A 15,405-nucleotide genomic window follows, 5' to 3' on the forward strand; every position below is an offset into this window, starting at 1 on the left:
ATTACTGACTTATAAATTACTGACTTATAAATTACTGACTTATAAATTATATACATCTAGATCGAATGCATATAAATCGCATAATAATACTGACTGACTAAGGAGAGCACCTGATGAGTAACGCTAAAAATGATGCATTAAAAAAAGAGCTTGATAGTTTAGAGAAATCTATGCATGATGCCGAGCAATTTCATACATTAGAAGAGCAGGTAGCGGACATGAAACGTCGCGGTATCGACCCTAGCCAAGCTTATAAGGATTTGGATAGAAAAGCGGAGGATGAAGACTGGGGTGATGCCACGTGGAAAGAAAATGGCAAGTGGGAACCAAAAACACCTGCTGATCTAGATGACAAAGCACGTGAGAACTGGGATGGTGACAATGGTAAACCAAACCCACCACCTATCGTTTAAGTTAAAAACCAACTAAAAAATAAAGAATAAGCACATAAAAAAAGCCACGTTATTATTAACGTGGCTTTTTTTATGTGCTTAACCTAAGATACATCCGCGTAATACTACGAACCTTCGTCAACACGAATGAGTTTTACAACACCATCGCTACCGGTGACACGGCGATAGCGTGCGTTACCAGAGGTAGGTGATTGCGCAGAAGGCTGCGTCGAGTAAGTATTAGGAGTACTCGTTTGCTGCTGAATCAGCTGTCCCATACGATCAGCAGGGGCAGGGTTTAAAGGCTGGCTATTCGACGGCTGCCCGTATTGATTGCCGTATTGCGTGCTTCTCGGGGCTGTGTTTCCAGCGTTTCCAACGATTGCACGGTAGAATTTCTGTCCTGCGCGGCCATCAGCTGGGAAGATACCACGACTAGATTGGTATTGCTGAATCGCGGTACGGGTATTGTCGCCAATGATGCCATCAACACCGCCAATATCGTAACCCGCGTTCAATAATGCTTGCTGAATATCTTTGGCTTGCTGGCGACTGATACCAGGGTCATCGGTAGGCCATGCAGTGACAAAGTCAGTTTTGCTGCTGTCTTCACGAGTGATTAAATCTGATAAATGCGCAATTGCCAACGCATAGTTTTCTGACGCATTATAAGAATAAAACGTATCAAAGTTTTTACCGACTAAGAAAGCAGGACCATCTTTGCCAGCGGGTAATAATAGCCCAGCGCTACTCAAATCAGAAGGAAGCGGGCTACCATTAGCAAGGGTTAAACCTTGATTGCGCCAGTGGCTAATAGACTTCTTGTTTTTACGGTCAGACGCTGCCCAAAATCCATCAGGCAATTTGACTTCATAGCCCCAAGGCTCGCCCGTACGATAGCCACGATTGTCCAAGAAATTGGCGGTAGAGGCCAGCGCGTCAGGCACACTATTGACCAAATCACGGCGACCATCGCCATCAAAATCTACGGCCAGCTCTAAAAAGGTACTTGGCATAAACTGCGTTTGCCCAAATGCGCCTGCCCATGAGCCAGTCATATCACTTGGCGCGATATCACCGTTTTGCACAATTTTTAGCGCATTAGCATACTCACCTTGGAAGTAGCTCTGACGGCGATCAAAACAAGACAGCGTCGCTAAAGATTCAAACAAAGGTTTTTTGCCCAATGTCTGTCCAAAATTGGACTCAACGCCCCATACACCTAGTACGTGCTCGGCTTTGACCCCATAGCGTGATTCAATTTGACGTAGCGTATCTGCCCATTGGCGCTTGGCGCGGATGCCGTCTTCTACGCGCTCCTTATCGACCAGTGAAGATAAATAGTCCCAGACATCTTTTTGAAACTCTGGCTGATAGTTGAGTGACTGAATCACGCTAGGATCAGGCTGGCTAGGGCGATAGTTATTAAAAGTAGCACTATCAACCCCTCGAAATTTACTAGAGTTTTTTAAACCGTCTAAACACTGTTGAAACTCGGCATTAGACAAGTTTGGCGCTGGCGGCTGAGCGGCTTGAGCAGTGCTAGTAAAGCTCAGCCCAACAGCAAGGCTAAGTAACGATAAAGTAGAAACTGGAGTCAAACGCATGAAAATATCCTATAAACGTCAAAGTGCTCATTGAAAGAAGATGCAGAACTGGTTAAGGCAGTATGGACTTAGAGTAACCAATCTCATTGGTAAAGAAAAGGTATCGAAGTAAGCGGTTACTATAAATTGACGGTGGCGTGAGGTTGGGATAGGGTTTAGGATAGATAAGCTAAAATGCATCAAGTACTAAACAAGAAATGGAATGAATCATTTCCATTTCCTTCAAACCCTAATCACTTACCTAAAACCCCATCTAACTCTTCAATAAACTTATGAATACGCGCCGCATTTTTGCCCAAATCGCTACCACCAACCCGTGATTTACTGCGTATATCTAGTAAACGTTCATTATCGTTATCAATGATACGCACGACAACATCATCTTTAAAACCAAACCACATCGTCCTATCTGTGGCTTCGATAATACCCTTGTCGGCGTCGGCATTTACCAACTCCCAGCCTAAATTATCGATGGCTTGTTTGGTCGCCTCAACCAGCTCGGATTTTGATTGGGGATAATTTAATGTTTGTAATTCAGGATAGGCGGCGCGTTGTTGCTCTGCTGTCTCGATGCCATCATAGGCTATCGGATTGGGTGCATCAGCGCGTAGTGGGGCAATGGCTACAAATTCAGGTGGGTTCACTAAGTCAGTAGAAATATCATGAATGGGCGGTACATTTTTGGCGGTATTGATCATGCTTAGTGGAATAGCAATGGCAGTGATAGCAAGCACTGCCGATGTTAACGCGCTACTAAGGCTAGCCGTATCTCGTTTAAATAAGAGCTGTATACCTAATAGTACCAATGCTGCAATGCCAGCAAATACACCAAACTTAAACCCTGCAAACGCAGTCGCTAAATCTACTAAGCCAAACTTGTAAAGCGGACCTGCTAATGTGACTAGTAAAATAGAGATTAAACTTATCAGCCCAACTAATATTTTCATTCAATTTCTCCATCATGATTTAGTAATGATTAATCGCTGCGCAAACGGCTTTATTAACGACTCATTTCAACAGCCAAACATGCTCCGAGACTGCTAGCTCAGGTGCAGATCCTATAGAAGCAGGTTCACTTGCCAGTTCACAGATTTGATAGTGATTACCATAATATTGCTGTATTTGCTCGCTACTGACAGAGAAAGGCGGCCCCTCTTTTTTGCTTTGGTTATAAGTGAGAGTGATGATAAATTGTGGTGCATTAGCACTGAGCTGACACATTTGCGCACTATACTTCACGCGCATATCGGCTGGTAGCGCAATCAATGCGGCTTTGTCATACACGGCATTTACAGATCCGATATCCTCAGCCGTGAGTGCAAAAATATCAGCAACCCATAGGGTAATGGTTTGTCCTGACAATTGACCTTGATAGTATTTAATGGCTGGATTGTCTGCATGCTGGTGCACAATAGGGGAGATATTCTGCTCAGCAAAAAATGCTTGTATCGCTGTTTCAACCAATTCAACGCCTACAACGTCGTAGCCTTGCGCTGCCAGCCAAGCCATATCAATCGATTTACCGCAAAGAGGAACAAAGACGCGGCTACCAGCTGGCAGGTTTAACTGCTTACAGTACTTCATTAATAATGGATTCACTGCAGACTGATTAAAGCCAATACGTTTCTCTTGCCAGCGGCTGTGCCAAAATTCAGCGTTCATACCTTCGCCTTTATTCGTTTAGGTTTATATTATGAGGTTTCTCTATAATAACCGTTTGAGTGAGAATGCTAAAGGTATCAAAAAGCCAAACGCTCATATAATAAGCGTTTGGCTATAATGAAATGCTAAGCTAACCTTTTTCCAAATGAAAATTATCTTCAATTTGTGGTTTAGCTCACCATATATTGACTAAACTCTTTACGCAATTTGGCAAGTTTTGGTGGTATGGCAAAGTTGCAATAAGCTTGTCCTGGGTTTCTATTGAAGAAATCTTGGTGGGTCTCTTCTGCTTGATAAAACTCAACGGCTGGGTGTACTTCGGTGACCACATTGATGCCCATATCGCGCAGTTTATTGATGGTGCGGTCAATGGTCGGTTTTTGGGCTTCATCTGTGTAGAACACAACGCTTCTATACTGGCTACCGACGTCATTGCCTTGACGATCCATTGTGGTGGGATCGTGGGTGGCAAAGAAAACATCCAGTATGACTTCTAATGGGACGATAGAGTCATCGAACTCGACTTTGATGACTTCAACGTGCCCTGTATTGCCACTACAGACCGCTTCGTAATTGGCAGAAACAGCGTCACCGCCCATGTAGCCTGAGACGACAGATTGCACGCCTTTTACGGATAAAAATACCGATTCGGTGCACCAAAAACAGCCACCGCCTAAAATAATGGTTTGCATAATTCTTCCTGTTTTTATAAATATAAAATACCAGCCAAGTGATGTTTACTTAGCAATACCTATTTAGCTTAGCAGGGCATCTGACCGCGATAAGTAACAAACAGTAATGTTATAATGAGCTTTTGCTACGTCGTGCCGCTTTCAGCTAGTAATGACAAGCAAGACCATCAATTATCTCCTAATTTAAGTTCTATTATCACAAAATGAGTCGCACCATGAGTCAATCTAAGCCTGCTATTGTTAAGCATGACACCTTATTTACCACGCCACTCGATAAAGCGTCGCGTTTCTCCTTTGATGAGCAAGTGGTGGCTTGTTTCCCTGATATGATTCGTCGTAGTGTTCCCGGTTATGGTCAGGTACTGGCGATGTTGCCCATATTTGCTCGACGTCATTGTAAGTATCGTCAACAGAGCGATAGTGGTCAGCGCGTCAGTCGAGTGTATGATTTGGGTTGTTCACTTGGCGCAGCAAGTATGGCGTTGGCGGGTGAGTTTGAGCCGCAAGATTTGCAAATTAAAGCGATTGATATCTCACCAGCGATGACGACCGAAGCGACTACTTTACTGGCTGATAACTATCCAGAGCATAATATTGAAGTCCTCACTGCGGATATTCGTGATGTCGAGCTTGAGCCGTGCGATATGGTGATTTTAAACTTAACCTTACAGTTTTTACCCGCCGCCGATAGAGTCGCAGTGTTAGAGAAAATTTATGCGGCATTAAGCGAAGGTGGCATACTGGTCTTGACTGAAAAAACCCATGCCTTTGATGAGCAATATGACGCGTGGTTGGTTGAGCGTTATTATGACTTTAAACGTGCTAATGGGTATACCGAGATGGAAATCAGTGGCAAACGTAATGCATTAGAAAACGTTCTTATTACTGATACATTAGATGAGCATCATGCACGGCTAGATCAAGTTGGCTTTAAACGTCATCTGACGTGGTTTCAGTTTTTAAACTTTGTCTCAATTGTGGTGTTTAAGTAGGGTTGTTTGAATAAACAATAGAAGCTGATCTTACTTTTATTGTGTTAATCTGAATAGATACTTATTTTATCGGTGCGCTTGGCTTGGCGCACTCTACTGGGTTACTGAGTTGAAACTATGGATGAGATTCGATTAGATATTAAACTTAGACCTATAAGATTCTTATTTCTTGTAAAACCTAACGATAAGAAAAATCTAGAAAAAGTGTTTCAGATAAATACGCTGTTATGGGGTGGAAAATATAATCCTATAGTTCCATATTTCAAAAGAGTACCTAAGTGGTGGGGAAGCGACCATAAGACATACAACGCAACGAAAATATTGAATGATTATCTTGACTTTTTTGAACCTGATTTTATTGTCGAAACAGAAGAAGGTATGACAAAAGACTTTGTTTTTGATAAAGAAAGGGTTTTACAAATTGATGATTTGCTTAGTGTTGATGAACACGGATTAGATGATAAGTATGGGCTTACAGTATATGACTTATACGTAGATCTTTACGAAAAGAAGTATCAGTTCGAAAGACGTCATAAAGTAAATATTGTAAATGTCACTTCAGAGAATAAGAAGAATCAATTATTTACATCTTGTATTTTCGGTTCATTTAGCAAGTCACCTGAATTATCTTATTTCGAAGAAGGTTTTATAGATGTTTTTGATCCGAAAAAAGTAGAGCTGAATGATATTTCATTAATAGAACTATATCAGGGCAGTAACCTTTCACCACTTGATGCCACTCATGCAGATATAGATATTCAATATCATCAATCATCGCCTGATGCAAGATTATTCATATTTGACTTAGAAGCTCCTAGAGATCTAATCGATTATTGGAACTTACGTATTATCTATAAGAATATTGTTGCTATACCTATGCAGTGGATAGCAGAGCTAGCAGACTTCTGTAATGAGTTCATATCTGATAACTATCGTGCGCGTCCGCATCAAGAAGAATACTTTTTCAGAACAACTATCATGTTCTCTCGTTCCATTTCCGAAGATAAAGGTAGTGAAATTTATAACAAATATCTATCTGGTAACGAGAATAAGACCTTACTACAGTTTTGGTATCCAGATATTAGAGTTGATAAATCTGACAATCCTATGGATTTACAAAGGTCGATATTAACGTGCGAGCAAGTTAATAGAGATATTGCTTTAACATATGAGTATGAGAAGCCACAAATTCAATTTGATACGATAGCTCCTGATTTCATAAAGAAAAAATATCATCATAAGCCGCTTTGGGCAAACGTGATAAATATTAAAGACTGGGGAAATCAAAGTCGGACTCTGACATGCTTTCCTACTAATTACAGAAACCCTGTTTTTCCAAAATTTAATTATCATAGAGATTTCTTACTTCCTACAACTGAAGGCTTAACTATATTTCCTAAAAGTATTAATCGACAATATTGGAATTTACATAATGGTACAGAAGCTATTAACCAATGGTTAAGTAAATATGAGATTAAAGCAACTGTATCCGATGCTGGAAAATCCGTTCAACAAATCATTGAAACAATTGGTGGTGTTCCTCAGTTATCTAGTTTGGCAAATAAAAATATTGTTGAACGACTCAATGATATGGCCAATAAACCGTTGACGAGGAGCATGCATGCGGAAGAATTTAAAAATAGGATTAATACGAAAAATAATAAAAAGCCAGCAAGTCGACTGGTTTCGCAAAAAATTGTACAGCTTGGTTTAGAGTTAAAATGTTCTAAATGTGATAGTTGGAATTGGTACGAGATCAATAACTTAAATTATGAACTATCATGTAACAGATGCTTGAAGTTTTTCAATTTTCCTATTTTGGATCCTTCTAATTCAAGCTTATCAAGATGGTCATATAGAGTGGTTGGTGCTTTTGCTTTACCTGATTATGCCAGAGGTGGATATGCTGCTTCATTAGCGATTCATTTTTTCGTTAGAAAGGTTAGCTATTCTCATAGGCTTAATATTACATGGTCTAGTGGACAAGAACTAACGCTTCAGTCTGGAGAAAAAGCAGAAGCCGATTTTATCTTATGGGCACAAAGAGAAGGAATTGTAGGTTTAAATAAACCTACTAATATTGTTTTTGGAGAGGCAAAGAGCTTTGCAAAAGACGCCTTTAAAGATTCTGATATTCAAAAAATGAAACTTCTAGCAGAAACATTTCCTAAGCCAATTTTGGTTTTTGCAACGATGAAAAATTTTGACGAGTTTTCGGTGGATGAAGTTCAGCGATTAAGGAAGTTAGCTGACTGGGGACGTGGTTATGATAATAAAAATAAAGAAGTTAGAGCCTACGTCATGATTTTAACTGGTTTAGAGTTGTTTATGGATGGTTATGGAAGTCTTTCAAACGTATGGGAAGATAAGGGTGGAAAACATGCAGAACTTGCAAAAACAAGAAGAATGGATATTGATAACTTAATTTTGTTAGCAGAAGCTACTCAAGAATTGTATTTGAATATGCCTTCTTATCATGAAGGACTTTACAATATTAAGCTATAAATTAAGATCAGTTGCGCCATGGTTGATCTGACTCAGCAGGGGAAAAGGCGCCAATAAGGTTTTAAATAACATCGAGCAGCGCCACGCATATTTGCTCACCTTTAAAGCACTCCCACCTTGAGGCTCATCCTCTTTTGTTCTAACTCTTTTAATTTTATTCATTTAAATAACAATCAATACGGTAACTTGCTTTTATGCTCAACGACACTATTACTCACGCCGAACGCGAACTGTATTTAACTTTATTAGAGCTGGCTCAGCAGCAGCCGAGCGCTTACGAATGGCTGACGCGCTTACCAACATGGTTAAATGACATCAAGGATAAAGCCAACTACGCGCATGCACCTGCTTATCAAGCGTCAGTCGCTCGTTTGCCAGAACTAACCGTCAATAACGTCGATCTGAACAGTGATGTCCTGACGATTGAGGCAAATCTTAGTGAGTCTCAGCGCAAACAAACAGTGGCATTATTAAAGCAGCTCATGCCGTGGCGCAAAGGGCCTTTTCAAATTGGTAGTGAAGAAGGCAATCCAATATTGATTGATACTGAATGGCACAGCGATTGGAAGTGGCAACGAGTCGCACCGCATTTGGGTAATTTAAAAGGTCGTCGCGTATTAGATGTGGGTGGTGGCTCTGGCTATCACGGCTGGCGTATGGCAGGGGCAGGAGCAGATACAGTCATTATCATTGATCCGTCATGCTTGTTTTATCATCAGTTTATGGCGATTCGTCATTTTGTTGGCGCAGCAGACGCTCATACTCATGCTCATGGTACAGGCCGTTATCGTACTCATTATATTCCCGTGCCGCTTGAAGCATTGCCCGAGCATAGCCAATTATTTGACACCGTATTTAGCATGGGTGTGCTCTATCATCGCCAATCGCCGTTTGAGCATTTACAACAGCTTAAAGGGCAGTTGGTCAAAGGCGGTGAGTTGGTGCTTGAAACCTTGGTTATCGAAGGTGATGCCCATACGGTACTGGTGCCAAATGACCGCTATGCTCAGATGAATAACGTGTATTTTTTACCATCAGTCGCGGCATTGACAGGCTGGCTAGAAAAAGCGGGATTCTCAGAGGTGCGTTGCGTGGATGTAGCAGTGACCTCGACGGAAGAGCAGCGTAAAACGGAATGGATGACTTATCATTCGTTAGCAGATTTTTTAGATCCTAATGACTCTAGCAAAACTCTTGAAGGCTATCCTGCTCCGATGCGTGCGACCTTGATTGCCAAAAAATAGCGTTATTACTTTATTACCATAAGGAACATGGATAATGAAAATATCAAAGACTGTGATTATGACTACTATTAGCTTGTTATCGCTACCTGCTATGGCAAGTTACGGTACGCCATTTGAGGGTTGGGGCTTTGTGCAGGATGATTGGCAAGTGGTTTGTGATAATACCCTGACTTGTCGAGCAGCAGGTTATGCAGAGGAGGATCAGTTTGATACGCCTGCCTCAATATTGCTAACAGCATTACCTAAAGTTTCTTTACCAAGTGCCACAGTACAGTTTTTACCAGAGGTTCCAAAGCAGAATAATACCGAGGCTGAGCTTTGGTTAAATGGTAAGAACTATGGCGAGATACAGCCAGATGCGGACGGTTACGTCTATGATTTAAGTCCTCAGCAAACCAAGTACCTGATTAATCAAGCACGCCTAAATACGAATATAGAGATAAGAGTAGGCAGTGAGCGTTGGACAATCAGCGATAAAGGCATGAGTGCGGTATTGCTCAAGCTCGATGATGCACAAGGTCGTGTAGGGACACCGTTGGCACTGGTTAGTAAGAGCAGCCCACATCAGCAGACACCCAAATCCGCTAAAGCGAAACCTGTGATTAAAAAAGTATATGCCTATGCTGACAACAAGCAACTGGACTCGTCAAAGCTAGTATATTTTCAAAAGAATATAAATAAGTGGGTCGATATTGACGCTAAGCAACTTGTAGGCTCTGAAGATGATATGGGAGATTGTGAGTTGGTTAATCCAAAAACTGAAGCGTACCAACGAATGCAAGAGTATGGTGCTGGTAGATTAGGTTGGGAATTTACAGCCGTGGATGCCAAGCATACGCTTGCTAGCCATCTATGCTGGCAAGGAGCCTATAACGAAGGTTATGGTTATTGGCTGATAAATCATCGTACTCCAAGCGAGACAGTACTTATCACCACAGCAGGCAGTGAATATTCTGATGGAGAGATTTGGGCGATGCATAAAGATCGAGGCGTTGGTGATTGCTGGAGTCGTGCGATATGGATTTGGAATGGTAAAACGTTTGCTAAGAGCGAAGAGGTAACGACGGGCATGTGCCGAGGTTTTGCTGGTGGGGCATGGGACTTACCAACTTACGTGAGTGCAGTCGTAAAAAATGATAGCAAGGCTCAGTGAGTGATATTTTTATAGGAATGATTGACACACTATAAAGTGAAGCCGTCATGAGCCATGCATTTTTTAATTGACCATTTCCCCGTCTATTTATCAGTGGCAGGCTAGGTGTTTATTACCTATCATTGACAGTGAGGACACGCCCTAGTTATATAAAAATTATATCAACCATCTTTTAAAAGCGACTTCCAACAATAACTTGAGTAAGAAGCCTACAAACCCTGCGCCTAATGCTAAGAAGATCCAAAATGTCCCCGCGCGCCCAGCTTGAGATTCTTTAGAAATATCCCACATAATAAAAAACAAGAAGGCGATGAAGATTGGCAATAAAACGTACAGTCCCCAACTGGTGACGGTACTAGCAGCAATAGCAAACATGGCATAATCCTATAAAATAGCAACGCTGCCTCTATTCACCTCTATTATTTTATTGTTCTTCTGATAATCGTTACCCTCAGAGTGATGTATCGCCATTCATAAAATAAGCGATAATCTATAAAATAAATAAGAAATAAGTAGGCAGCAATACAAACCGTTATTATAACGTGGAAGCGAGCAGGTATAAACTGCTGCTAAGTATGAGGCAACAGTAACGCTACAATTTGCAGGGCTGACTGATCAGTATCAGTTCTAAATCCCAATCTATTGAGTCCATCTCAATCTTCTTTATAGTGAACGAGAGCACAGACAAGCCTATTAGTATGGCTCGCCCTCAATTCAATCGATTATCCTCTAAATGGTTAAATTTTGCCAAACTTCGTCAAACAGCTTATTAATATCTCAATATTATTTGTGCTACTTTTCTTATTTGACGGCAATTTATCTCATTTTTATCACCATTTTTAAAATGAGGACACGGCCTAGTCACCTCAATTATTAGTATTAACTGTCATAACCGTAAGATTTTAGTGCTAATTTTGGTGCAAATGGTGCAATACAGGGCAAAGATTGTTATATTTACAGGTTACTTATCTTTTTGTATTATTTTACTCCCTGTAATGTCGGTCGCTATTATAATAGGCAGTTATCGGCTGCTCACATTCGCCACATTTTTATACCGTTTTTGTTGTTTATTTAACCGAGTTCAAATCCTTATGTCACAAGCCCAAATTGATACACTTGCATCACTATTTAACGATGCGATTCAAACCCTACAAGCAGATGGTACCCTACCAGCTGACTGGCAAAATAATAGCCAAATCACCCGTACTAAAGACTTAAGCCACGGTGATTTTGCCAGTAATATTGCGCTGACAGCTGCCAAAGCTGCCAAGGCCAATCCACGTCAGCTTGCTGAAAAAATTGTCAATGCGCTGCCTGAAAACCAAGACATTCGCCAAGTGGAAATCGCAGGTCCAGGTTTTATTAACGTGTTCTTAAATGCGGAAGCCAAGTTTGCGGTATTAGATGATATCTTTGCATTGCAAGATCGCTTTGGTTTAAGCGATCAGTTTGACGGGCAAAAAATTCAGGTTGAGTTTGTCTCTGCCAATCCAACGTCAAGTTTGCACGTTGGTCATGGTCGCGGTGCAGCGTTCGGTATGAGCGTGGCAAACCTGCTTGAAGCGATTGGTTATGATGTCACGCGTGAGTACTATGTCAACGATGCGGGTCGGCAAATGGACATCTTGGCGACCAGTACCTATTTGCGTTATCTGGAAACCAATGGCGAGCAAATAATTTTCCCAGTTAATGGCTATCAAGGTGATTATGTCAGTGACATCGCCCAAACGTTAAAAGCGCAACACGGCGATCATTACGTTCATAGCTTTGCAGCAATCGCCAAAGATGTGCCAGCAGATGCTGAGTTTGAGATCAATGCGGACGGCGAAAAAACACTGCTAGCAGGTGACAAAGAAGCGCATATTGATGGTTTGATTGCCAACAGTAAAGCCTTACTTGGTGAGGGTTATGAGCTGTTTTTAAATGCGGCATTGAGCAGTATTTTAGCCGATATCAAGGATGACTTAAACGACTTTGGTGTGCGCTACGAGTGCTGGTTTAGCGAACGTTCTATTGATAGCGAGATTGAGCCAGTCTTGCAAACCTTAGATGAAAAAGGCTACCTATACGAAAAAGACGGTAATATTTGGTTCAAATCAACCGATTTTGGTGATGAAAAAGACCGTGTGGTGCGCCGTGCCAATGGTCAATCTACTTATTTTGCTTCTGATATTGCATATCACAAAAACAAATTTGATCGTGGTTTTGATAAAGTGGTGAATGTTTGGGGTGCTGATCACCATGGTTATGTGCCACGCGTAAAAGCCGCTTTATTGGCTCTTGGTATTGATGCTGAGCGTTTAGATGTGGTGCTTGTGCAATTTGTTGCACTATGGCGTGGCAGTGAAAAAGTACAAATGTCCTCGCGTTCAGGTCAATTTGTCACCCTGCGCGATTTACGTACCGAAGTTGGTAATGATGCAGCGCGTTTTTACTATGTCGCCCGTAAGCCTGAAGTGCATATTGATTTTGATTTGGAGCTGGCTAAATCACAAAGCAAAGACAATCAAGTGTATTACATTCAGTATGCGCATGCCCGTGTTTGCCGAGTATTGGAAAAGCTACAGAACAGTGGTCTTGTGGTAGACGATGCAATTGGTTTAGAACATCAAAACTTACTTAGCGCACCAAACGAAGATGAGCTAATTAAATTATTAGCAGGATATCCAGCGACATTATTGCGTGCCGCGACGGGTTATGAGCCGCATGTATTGACCAATTATCTGAAAGAGTTGGCAGCGCTATTTCATGGTTGGTATGACAGCAATCGCATTTTACCAGTGAGCTTGACCTCAGGTGAGACACCAAGCTCGGATGAGATGGACTTGATGCAAGCCCGTTTGCGTTTGTCCAAAGCAGTACGCCAAGTATTGGCCAATGGTCTTAGTTTATTAGGGTTGTCGGCACCATCTAGCATGTAGTTTTTTTCTAGTATATAGTAACTTTCTAACATGTAGTATGAGTATAGATGACTGCCAGCCATAATTTGATGATAGTTAGATTCAGTAGGGAGAACCAGATCCATGCTAGCCAAAAAACCTAAAGGTGCGACTGAAAAACGCAAAACAAGTAGCGTATCCGGCTTATTGTGGATGTTTGTCGGGGCTGTATTGACCCTTATGATAGGGGTCTTCATATACTTGTCACCATTATTTGACTTCAGTCCCGCTGACAGCACCGCTGGTAATGATCCTGATCGTCAGGTACAGCCACGTGTCGACACTGATACCGATAATGGCGATTATGAGTTTTATGATATTTTACCCAATCAAGAGATGGCGACTATTCCTGATGAAGATATTGCTGAAACAGGCAATGATCGTATAGGGGATATCAGTGCCTTTGAGCCTGATGTGGTGGTGACTCAACCTGAAGATGGCTCAGCCAGTCGCAATGATGATACTGGTAACTTTGGTATCTCTGAAAATACGGTGATTTCGCCCAGCGGTGGCAATAACGCTGCTACCAGTAATAACGGCGACGACATCGTAATCGTTGAAGAAGACGCGACCTATGATGGATCGACGCCTGCTAGTAGCAATAGTACTTCTACCAATAATACAGGCGCAGGTAGTGCTAGCGTTCAGGCCGCAAAGCCTGCTGCAACTTACATTTTGCAGATCAATAGCTTCGGTGATGCGGATGAGGCAGATCGTCGCCGTGCCCAAGTGCTGATGGCGGGTGTAGACGCTAGAGTGGTTAAGAATACGACGGGCAATGGTTTGCCAATTTATCAGGTTATTTCTCGCCCGATGAATAATCGCCAAGCAGTAACCACTGCTCAGCAGCGCTTACAAAATAATGGCATTGATTCCATCATCGTTGAACAGCGTCGTTAAGTTGCGCTATTTGATAGCAGTTTTAGTTCTTTATTAATAATAAAAAAAGCGTCGCAATGACGTTTTTTTTATCTCTAATTTTTAGCAAAGTTATTTTTTCTGTTGGTTTATTATCTCTCATCAAAAATTTCATAAAGAGCGTGGCTATGACAGTCTCTCATTCAGCAACACCGCCTACTGGCCTCATTAAAGCATTTTTCCAAAAGTATTTTATTGATGCTTTCACTGGCATGGCGTTAGGGCTATTTGTCACATTGATTGCTGGTTTAATCATCTCGCAAATCGGTGGTTGGTTAGCTTTGCCCGCATTGGTCGCGGTGGGCAAGCTTGCCTCAGTACTAATGGGTGCAGGTATCGGGGTGGGTATTGCTTATTACCTTAAAGCACCAACACTCGTCATGCTCAGCTGTTTGGTGGCGGGTATGCTTGGCGCACACTCTGAAGCATTAATGGCAGGGACGTTATTTACGCCCCAAGTAGGCGGACCTGCAACCTTTGCCGCGTTACCGGGCAATCCTATAGGGGCCTACTTGACCTCGGTATTTGCTTATCGTGCTGGTACTTGGGTCGCTGGCAAAACCAAGCTTGATATTCTATTGATTCCTTTATTGGTATGCGCGGTAGCATTAGCAGTTTGTGCACTACTGAATCCACCTATCGTCGCTGCTGTCGCTGCCATTGGCCAAGGTATTCAAGCGGCCACTGAGTTACAGCCCTTGTTAATGGGTATTGTGATTGCAGTGGTGGTGGGTATTTTATTGACATTGCCAACGTCCAGCGCTGCTATTTGTATCGCAATTGGGCTTGGCGGCGTAGCAGGCGGGGCAGCAGTAGTAGGCTGTGCGGCACACATGATTGGCTTTGCCGTTGCAAGCTTTAAAGACAACGGCGTCAGTGGCGTGATATCTCAAGGTCTGGGCACCAGTATGTTGCAGATTCCTAATGTATTAAAAAAACCGCTGGTGTTGTTGCCTGCTGTGATTGCCAGCGCCGTTGTTGGCCCTATTGCGACAGTAGGATTTGGACTGGCATGTACGGCAACGGGTGCAGGCATGGGCACAGCTGGATTGGTCGGCGTATTTGGAGTGATTGAAGCATCACAAGAAATCATGAGTACGGGTCAATTATGGACAGCGATTATTCTGTTGATGTTTGTATTACCTGCCCTAATTGCAGGTGTAGTCGCTTATGTGATGCGCCGTATGGGCTGGCTGGTTGATGGTGATATGAAGCTGCCTTAAATTAAAGATAAAGGACGCAAATTGTCCTAACTATCAATTATGAAAAAGCCCAGCTATTTAAATAGTTGGGCTTTTTTA

At 42.1% G+C, this 15,405-nt stretch carries 13 protein-coding genes; 8 read left to right on the forward strand and 5 right to left on the reverse strand.

Annotation, left to right across the window (positions count from 1 at the left end):
- Positions 1-113 precede the first annotated feature (113 nt).
- On the forward strand, positions 114-413 hold the full coding sequence (locus JFC10_RS12195; RefSeq protein ID WP_198333038.1) for a hypothetical protein: 300 nt from the start codon (positions 114-116) through the stop codon (positions 411-413).
- A 104-nt stretch (positions 414-517) separates the two neighbouring features.
- On the opposite strand, the gene JFC10_RS12200 is transcribed toward JFC10_RS12195, so the two are convergent.
- From JFC10_RS12200 to msrA, 4 genes are all read right to left on the reverse strand, one after another.
- The gene (locus JFC10_RS12200; RefSeq protein WP_198333039.1) at positions 518-1,999 is read right to left on the reverse strand and encodes a lytic murein transglycosylase; all 1,482 of its coding nucleotides are present in this window, start codon (positions 1,997-1,999) and stop codon (positions 518-520) included.
- Positions 2,000-2,232: 233 nt separating this feature from the next.
- The gene (locus JFC10_RS12205) at positions 2,233-2,946 is read right to left on the reverse strand and encodes a DUF1499 domain-containing protein (protein WP_198333040.1); all 714 of its coding nucleotides are present in this window, start codon (positions 2,944-2,946) and stop codon (positions 2,233-2,235) included.
- 61 nt (positions 2,947-3,007) lie between these two features.
- Positions 3,008-3,661 (reverse strand): thiopurine S-methyltransferase, encoded by a 654-nt coding sequence (gene tmpT / locus JFC10_RS12210; RefSeq protein ID WP_198333042.1) that lies wholly within the window; start codon positions 3,659-3,661, stop codon positions 3,008-3,010.
- 170 nt (positions 3,662-3,831) lie between these two features.
- On the reverse strand, positions 3,832-4,353 hold the full coding sequence (gene msrA, locus JFC10_RS12215; RefSeq protein WP_193008512.1) for a peptide-methionine (S)-S-oxide reductase MsrA: 522 nt from the start codon (positions 4,351-4,353) through the stop codon (positions 3,832-3,834).
- Between the two features lie 203 nt (positions 4,354-4,556).
- On the opposite strand from msrA, the gene cmoA reads away from it, so the two are divergent.
- The 4 genes from cmoA (at position 4,557) to JFC10_RS12235 (ending at position 10,247) form a co-directional block, all read left to right on the forward strand.
- A complete protein-coding gene (gene cmoA / locus JFC10_RS12220; RefSeq protein ID WP_198333049.1) occupies positions 4,557-5,345 on the forward strand; it encodes a carboxy-S-adenosyl-L-methionine synthase CmoA in 789 nt (262 codons plus the stop codon).
- Positions 5,346-5,462: 117 nt separating this feature from the next.
- Positions 5,463-7,850, forward strand: a complete 2,388-nt coding sequence (locus tag JFC10_RS12225; RefSeq protein ID WP_198333053.1) for a hypothetical protein — start codon at positions 5,463-5,465, stop codon at positions 7,848-7,850.
- A gap of 194 nt (positions 7,851-8,044) precedes the next feature.
- Positions 8,045-9,094 carry a tRNA 5-methoxyuridine(34)/uridine 5-oxyacetic acid(34) synthase CmoB gene (gene cmoB, locus JFC10_RS12230; protein WP_198333054.1) on the forward strand — a complete coding sequence of 350 codons (1,050 nt, stop codon included), beginning with the start codon at positions 8,045-8,047 and terminating at the stop codon, positions 9,092-9,094.
- Positions 9,095-9,128: 34 nt separating this feature from the next.
- On the forward strand, positions 9,129-10,247 hold the full coding sequence (locus JFC10_RS12235; RefSeq protein ID WP_198333055.1) for a DUF1176 domain-containing protein: 1,119 nt from the start codon (positions 9,129-9,131) through the stop codon (positions 10,245-10,247).
- A 156-nt stretch (positions 10,248-10,403) separates the two neighbouring features.
- On the opposite strand, the gene JFC10_RS12240 is transcribed toward JFC10_RS12235, so the two are convergent.
- A complete protein-coding gene (locus JFC10_RS12240) occupies positions 10,404-10,622 on the reverse strand; it encodes a DUF2788 domain-containing protein (RefSeq protein ID WP_045448016.1) in 219 nt (72 codons plus the stop codon).
- 716 nt (positions 10,623-11,338) lie between these two features.
- Between JFC10_RS12240 and argS the strand changes: the two genes are divergently transcribed.
- The 3 genes from argS (at position 11,339) to JFC10_RS12255 (ending at position 15,327) form a co-directional block, all read left to right on the forward strand.
- Entirely contained in the window at positions 11,339-13,168 is a 1,830-nt protein-coding gene (argS, locus tag JFC10_RS12245; RefSeq protein WP_198333056.1) for an arginine--tRNA ligase, read from the forward strand.
- 102 nt (positions 13,169-13,270) lie between these two features.
- Positions 13,271-14,086, forward strand: a complete 816-nt coding sequence (locus JFC10_RS12250) for an SPOR domain-containing protein (RefSeq protein WP_198333057.1) — start codon at positions 13,271-13,273, stop codon at positions 14,084-14,086.
- Positions 14,087-14,232: 146 nt separating this feature from the next.
- Positions 14,233-15,327 carry a PTS transporter subunit IIC gene (locus JFC10_RS12255; RefSeq protein WP_198333058.1) on the forward strand — a complete coding sequence of 365 codons (1,095 nt, stop codon included), beginning with the start codon at positions 14,233-14,235 and terminating at the stop codon, positions 15,325-15,327.
- The last annotated feature ends 78 nt before the right edge of the window (positions 15,328-15,405 follow it).

It is taken from the genome of Psychrobacter aquimaris (assembly GCF_016107525.1).
Classification (GTDB): domain Bacteria; phylum Pseudomonadota; class Gammaproteobacteria; order Pseudomonadales; family Moraxellaceae; genus Psychrobacter; species Psychrobacter aquimaris.

Bases quoted from the DNA above. Each gene is read 5' to 3' on its own strand.
- JFC10_RS12195 (WP_198333038.1), top strand. From the start codon at position 114: ATGAGTAACGCTAAAAATGATGCATTAAAAAAAGAGCTTGATAGTTTA.
- JFC10_RS12200 (WP_198333039.1), bottom strand. From the start codon at position 1,999: ATGCGTTTGACTCCAGTTTCTACTTTATCGTTACTTAGCCTTGCTGTT.
- JFC10_RS12205 (WP_198333040.1), bottom strand. From the start codon at position 2,946: ATGAAAATATTAGTTGGGCTGATAAGTTTAATCTCTATTTTACTAGTC.
- tmpT (WP_198333042.1), bottom strand. From the start codon at position 3,661: ATGAACGCTGAATTTTGGCACAGCCGCTGGCAAGAGAAACGTATTGGC.
- msrA (WP_193008512.1), bottom strand. From the start codon at position 4,353: ATGCAAACCATTATTTTAGGCGGTGGCTGTTTTTGGTGCACCGAATCG.
- cmoA (WP_198333049.1), top strand. From the start codon at position 4,557: ATGAGTCGCACCATGAGTCAATCTAAGCCTGCTATTGTTAAGCATGAC.
- JFC10_RS12225 (WP_198333053.1), top strand. From the start codon at position 5,463: ATGGATGAGATTCGATTAGATATTAAACTTAGACCTATAAGATTCTTA.
- cmoB (WP_198333054.1), top strand. From the start codon at position 8,045: ATGCTCAACGACACTATTACTCACGCCGAACGCGAACTGTATTTAACT.
- JFC10_RS12235 (WP_198333055.1), top strand. From the start codon at position 9,129: ATGAAAATATCAAAGACTGTGATTATGACTACTATTAGCTTGTTATCG.
- JFC10_RS12240 (WP_045448016.1), bottom strand. From the start codon at position 10,622: ATGTTTGCTATTGCTGCTAGTACCGTCACCAGTTGGGGACTGTACGTT.
- argS (WP_198333056.1), top strand. From the start codon at position 11,339: ATGTCACAAGCCCAAATTGATACACTTGCATCACTATTTAACGATGCG.
- JFC10_RS12250 (WP_198333057.1), top strand. From the start codon at position 13,271: ATGCTAGCCAAAAAACCTAAAGGTGCGACTGAAAAACGCAAAACAAGT.
- JFC10_RS12255 (WP_198333058.1), top strand. From the start codon at position 14,233: ATGACAGTCTCTCATTCAGCAACACCGCCTACTGGCCTCATTAAAGCA.